Origin of the sequence: Pararhodobacter sp. SW119 (genome assembly GCF_017811755.1) — a bacterium.
In the GTDB taxonomy this organism is placed as follows: Bacteria; Pseudomonadota; Alphaproteobacteria; order Rhodobacterales; family Rhodobacteraceae; genus Pararhodobacter.
This window is the reverse complement of sequence record NZ_JADDJF010000108.1, coordinates 1-4,702: the sequence shown is the minus strand read 5'-3', so window position 1 is coordinate 4,702 and position 4,702 is coordinate 1. Positions and strand designations below refer to the sequence as shown.

Sequence of the window (4,702 nt, the reverse complement as noted above, 5' to 3'; positions counted from 1 at the left end):
GCTCGGCTGAAAACGAAGGTGGGCGAGATCACCATGGCGAACGAACTCCTCCATACGAAGCTCGACAAGCTGGAGGCGGGCCGCCCTTTGGCCGGGCGGAGGTCGTGGAGATGACCGGCATCCTCTCGCCCTCCGTCGGCCGCCGCTATCCGCTGGCCAGCGTCTGCCGGCTCTGGGGCCTGTCGCGAGCGACCTTGTATCGGCGGCGGTTTGCGACGGCGGCGAACCAACCGCACCCTCCCAGTCGTCGCGGTCCCGAGGGCGCCGCCAGCGACGCCGACCTTCTGGCGGCGATCCGGGGTGTGATCAAGGCTTCCCCGTTCATCGGCGAGGGCTATCGCAAGATCTGGGCGCGGCTACGCTTCCGGGGGTGCGGACTGCGGCGCGCCGGGTGAGGCGGATCATGAAGGAGCATGGCTTGCTTGCGCCTCACCGGCCGGCACCATGGGCGGCGCATCCCCATGACGGGACCATCGTGACCGAGCGGGTGGATCAGGTCTGGGGCACGGATATGACCGAGACGATCACGACCGCCGAAGGCCGCACCTACGTCTTCGTCGCGGTCGATCACTGCTCGGGCGAGTTCGTCGGCATCCACGCCGCATCGGGCGCCAGCCGCTGGGAGGCGCTGGAGCCGGTTCGGCAGGGTGTGGCGAAGCACTTCGGGGCGCTCGGCAGGGCCGGAGTGGCGACGGGCCTCAGCCTGCGCCATGACCACGGCTCCAACTACATGTCGGGCGACTTCCAGAGCGAGAGCCGATTCCTCGGCATGACAAGCTCGCCCGCCTTCGTCCGTCAGCCCGAGGGCAATGGCGTGGCCGAGCGGGCAATCCGGACGCTGAAGGAGCAACTCCTCTGGGTCCGGCACTTCGCCACGGTGGAGGAACTCCGGCTGGCCCTGGCCGCCTTCGCCGCTCTCTACAACGCCAATTGGCTGCGCGAGCGGCACGGGCACAAAACGCCCGATCAGATCAGGGCTGGTCAATCCGGCCTTGAAACCGAAGCCGCCACGGGGTTCAAGATGGCGGCATGACCGGCGCAAAGCGCTGTCTCAAAACCGGGCCGCGGTACATCGCTGATCGCCATGCCTTGTCCCTGAAGCACTTCGAGATGCCGAAGCTTCAGCACGATGTCTTCGGGTTTGTCTCGCTTTCCTGCCATCTCTGGTCCTCCTGAACGGGATAATGCTATCCCAAATGGTGGACCACTAGATGGGGCCGCGTCAGGGGAAGCGCAGGTTGGTATCTCGGCACCTTTGCCGCCTGTTCTGCGGCACCCTTGCCATTGTGCGAGGGTGCCGCTGTCATACTTACGCACTAGGTACCGGCACGCAATTTCGGCTGATCAATCCCTATCAGTCGCGGGTCTGTTGGTCGGCTTCCTCATCGACTTCTCCTTCTACTTCCTCAGCCACTATCTCGCCCTCGGTCGGTGCTCCGTCCTCCGCAGACATCTCGCGCTCATCTTCGGCCGCGCCGTCGCGTTCGGCAGCATTGTCGCGGATCGTGACGTTCGCCTCGCCGCCCTGCTGCCCAGAGGAAACCCGGATCTCTGGCTCACCGACGACTTCGACCGTCACTTCAGGCTCTTCGCCTTCAAATGTCACCCTCGGCTCGCCACGGTTGAAGACAATTTCGGGGGCTTCGGCTTCATGGCCCGGGCTAACCGTCGGTTCCTGCTGCTGAATCGATATACGGGGCTGGAGGTCCTCTTGCGTGGCGCCCTGCGGCGCAAATCGACCGTCCTCAAGCTCGACCAGGTCGGACGGGGCGGCGCCGCCAATCGTCAACTCGATTATCGGATCAGGCATGTTGACGGTCACGACCGGCTCGGGGATGCGAACCTCGATCATCGGTTCAAGCTCGGACATGTCGAGTGTGGATTCAGGCCAGGTAATGATGATTTCGGGCTCGGGGATCATCACGGTGACGCGCGGTTGCGGCACCTCGACATGCACGCTGGGCCGACCCTGACGAACCGTGATCTGCGGCGCCTGCTCGTCGATTGTGACGCTCTGGCGCTGCATTGTCCACACGATCTCGGGGGTTCCGGTGTCCACCTCGACTTCGGCAGGCGGCTGATAGACTGCGACGTCGGCTGCGACCTCGATCTCTTGCTGCACGATCATCCGCTCGGTGACCTGTTCGGTGCCGACGAGCTCGAGCGTTTCGCGATCGATCGTGCCCTCCTCTTCCCAGGCGGTGAAAACGACGTGACACTGCGTTACGTCGCCTGTCGCGATGACGTTCTCGACCTCGGTGCGCACTTCTGCATCAACCTCGGTATCGTCCGCGAGCCGTTCGGCCAAGACGACGCAAGCTTCGGTATCGAGGCCGTCGTCGGTTTGGTCAGCCGTCTGGGCGTAAGTCCCGCTGAAGGCGAAAGCTGCGACCGTGCCGAGAAGCGCGGCGCGCGTGGTTTGTCTGAGCATGGTGGACTCCTGCTGGATTGGTTGCTTTGGGTACACCAACAACAGGTATCGCCACCGCGTGTTCCAATGTTCCTGTCCCTTTCGGATAAGGCATTGTTTCCGAGACGAAAAAAGTCGGACCTACTTGCGGAAATCGCGAGGCGCGGGCCTTATCTCGGGTGCGGGGTCACGTTCCTGGCCTCCTGCGTAGTTCGAGGTGACGGCGTGCTGCCGCCGGCGCCGAAGCGCGTCAGAAGCCCTGGGCTGGAACGAAAACCGCCGCCCGCGGTTCTGACAGCATTCGCATCGTGGCATGCTGCGACGCGACCATCGGAACCGGTCCACCAGCAGTCGAATGCTGCCGCCAGGGCTTCAGAGAAGAGTAGGTCATCCCATGCGTCCAGGAATTATCATTGCAATCGTTGCCGCAGTCGCTGTCGTGATCGGCGGCATATTCTGGTACAATAGTCAGACAGAACAAGCCCGGCTTGAGGAACAGCGCACCGAACAGGCGGCGCAAGTAGCGCGCGACGAGGAACTTGTGCGTCAGGAAGAAGAGGCGGCAGCTACCGAGCAGGCGGCGCGCGAAGCAGAGGAGGCCGAGGCGCGGACCGCGCAGGATGCCGCGGCCGAGGAGGAAGAGGCTGTTCGCGATGACGATGCCATCGTGGTCGGCGATGAAATCACCGAGGACACAATCGTGGTGCAATCGGAGACCGAAGAAGCCGTCGTTCTGGATCCCGATGAGACCACCACTACGGCCGAGATCATCGACGATACGCCGACCGCGGATGCTGCAGCCACGTCCGAGACCGAGTCGGAAGCCCTAGCCGAGGGTGTTTCGGGAGGAAGCGTCGAAGACGCTGCAGAAACTGATGCCACCGCCGGGTCTGCGGCCACAGCCACGGCAACAACCGAAGCCGAGGAATTGCTCACGCCCGCCAACTTTGACCGCGACGAGGTTCTCGCCCTGATCGATGACGCCGAACAACTGACCTCCGAACAGCGCTCGACCCTGCGCGCGCTCGTGGAGGGTGCAAGTGCCAATCCGGCTATGGTCGAGGCCGCAATCGAGTCGATCCGGGCCGCACTTGATCTGCCGTCGTTGAACTGACCCGGTCCGATCGATCTCAGCCTTCGCTCCGAGCCCGGTACGCTGAGGAGCATCGCGCTCGAGATCAAGCGCCAGAGCGAAAACCGATCAGGTCGGGCGCTGAGAGCGATGTGAGCTATTGTCCTTCAGAAGTTCAGAATGGTGAGCGCGCCTTGCGCCATTTTCTCGAAAAGCGAAGACCACAGCTTTTCGGCAGAAACCTGAATCATAGTATCCCCAAGAGATTATGTTCGTGATTCTCTGTTCGGGACGATGGATCCTGTCGGCCATCGGTGCCGGTCCCTGACAGGACGATGCACCCCGACAGCGCGCCCTTGTCCTTTGCTAGCGAGCGCAGCAGCAGATCGAATGGCAGACGCACCTTGCCGGCATCCGACTCCGCAAGATGGACGCCGCGGCCTGCGACGGTGATCAGTACCGTCGTCTAGCTCAGCGAGATCCCGAACTCTTCCCGGATCCATTGCTCCAGATCCGCGAGGCGCCAGCGCACCACCTCATGGATCGCCGGGATCGGGCCGCGCTCGACGATGGCCGCCAAAGCCTGACGCTGGGCATCGTCAAGCTTGGACCCATTGCCCGGCGCCTTACCGTCGATCAGCCCGGCCGGACCGCCGGCGTTGAAGCGCAGCACCCAGTCGCGGACGGTCTACAACCCGACCCCGCCGATCCGCGCCGCGTCAGTGCGGGAGCCTCCGTCTTAAATTGCCGCAAGCGCCAGAAGCCGCCGCGCCTGAGCGGCATCCTTCGTCTGCTTGCTCTCTCCCCGCAGAGCGAACGCGTCAAAATCATCCCGAAGCGAAATCGCAGCAGCCTTGCCGAACCCTCCCTCTGGTTCGCCTCATGGATTCAGAATTCCAGCGCTTTGGGAATCCCCTGTGTGAGTCCGCAACAGCGTGCGCTGGTATTACCGGATTACTCGAAGGCGTGGTATTTCAGCTTTCCAATGGAATGCCCATTGGAATTGTTGGGCTGATTGAATGAAACTGCTCCGCAGTAGCGCCATAAGCCAGATCACCTGATAATGCCGGGACAGCGTTACGTCGATGCTGGCACGATACCTGTCGCCGCCTGAAGCTCAGGTTTTTGCGACAGCATCCAACGTTCCCCGCCGCCGCATATCGTTGAATAAGGCATAGAGGGCCGGCGGCAGGATGAGCACCAGCAGGGTGGAGGTCGCC

The 4,702-nt window shown here is 63.0% G+C and carries 4 protein-coding genes and 1 pseudogene; 3 read left to right on the top strand and 2 right to left on the bottom strand.

Annotated elements, in window-relative coordinates; translation table 11 throughout:
• Nucleotides 1–110 precede the first annotated feature (110 nt).
• Both IM708_RS20390 and IM708_RS20385 read left to right on the top strand, forming a co-directional pair.
• Nucleotides 111–395: a hypothetical protein gene (locus IM708_RS20390; protein ID WP_209428394.1), complete on the top strand. Its 285-nt coding sequence runs from the start codon at nucleotides 111–113 to the stop codon at nucleotides 393–395.
• A 23-nt stretch (nucleotides 396–418) separates the two neighbouring features.
• Nucleotides 419–1,033 carry a DDE-type integrase/transposase/recombinase gene (locus IM708_RS20385; protein ID WP_209428393.1) on the top strand — a complete coding sequence of 205 codons (615 nt, stop codon included), beginning with the start codon at nucleotides 419–421 and terminating at the stop codon, nucleotides 1,031–1,033.
• A gap of 321 nt (nucleotides 1,034–1,354) precedes the next feature.
• Here IM708_RS20385 and IM708_RS20380 read toward each other — a convergent pair whose 3' ends face one another.
• Nucleotides 1,355–2,431 carry a hypothetical protein gene (locus IM708_RS20380; protein WP_209428392.1) on the bottom strand — a complete coding sequence of 359 codons (1,077 nt, stop codon included), beginning with the start codon at nucleotides 2,429–2,431 and terminating at the stop codon, nucleotides 1,355–1,357.
• A 373-nt stretch (nucleotides 2,432–2,804) separates the two neighbouring features.
• Between IM708_RS20380 and IM708_RS20375 the strand changes: the two genes are divergently transcribed.
• Complete coding sequence (locus tag IM708_RS20375; RefSeq protein WP_209428391.1) at nucleotides 2,805–3,524, top strand: hypothetical protein; 720 nt, start codon at nucleotides 2,805–2,807, stop codon at nucleotides 3,522–3,524.
• A 427-nt stretch (nucleotides 3,525–3,951) separates the two neighbouring features.
• Here IM708_RS20375 and IM708_RS21495 read toward each other — a convergent pair.
• Nucleotides 3,952–4,293 (bottom strand): annotated as a pseudogene (locus tag IM708_RS21495) (helix-turn-helix domain-containing protein); the annotation flags it as partial.
• Nucleotides 4,294–4,702 lie beyond the last annotated feature (409 nt).

Coding starts and splice junctions, on each gene's coding strand:
- IM708_RS20390 (WP_209428394.1), top strand. CDS start 111: ATGACCGGCATCCTCTCGCCCTCCGTCGGCCGCCGCTATCCGCTGGCC.
- IM708_RS20380 (WP_209428392.1), bottom strand. CDS start 2,431: ATGCTCAGACAAACCACGCGCGCCGCGCTTCTCGGCACGGTCGCAGCT.
- IM708_RS20375 (WP_209428391.1), top strand. CDS start 2,805: ATGCGTCCAGGAATTATCATTGCAATCGTTGCCGCAGTCGCTGTCGTG.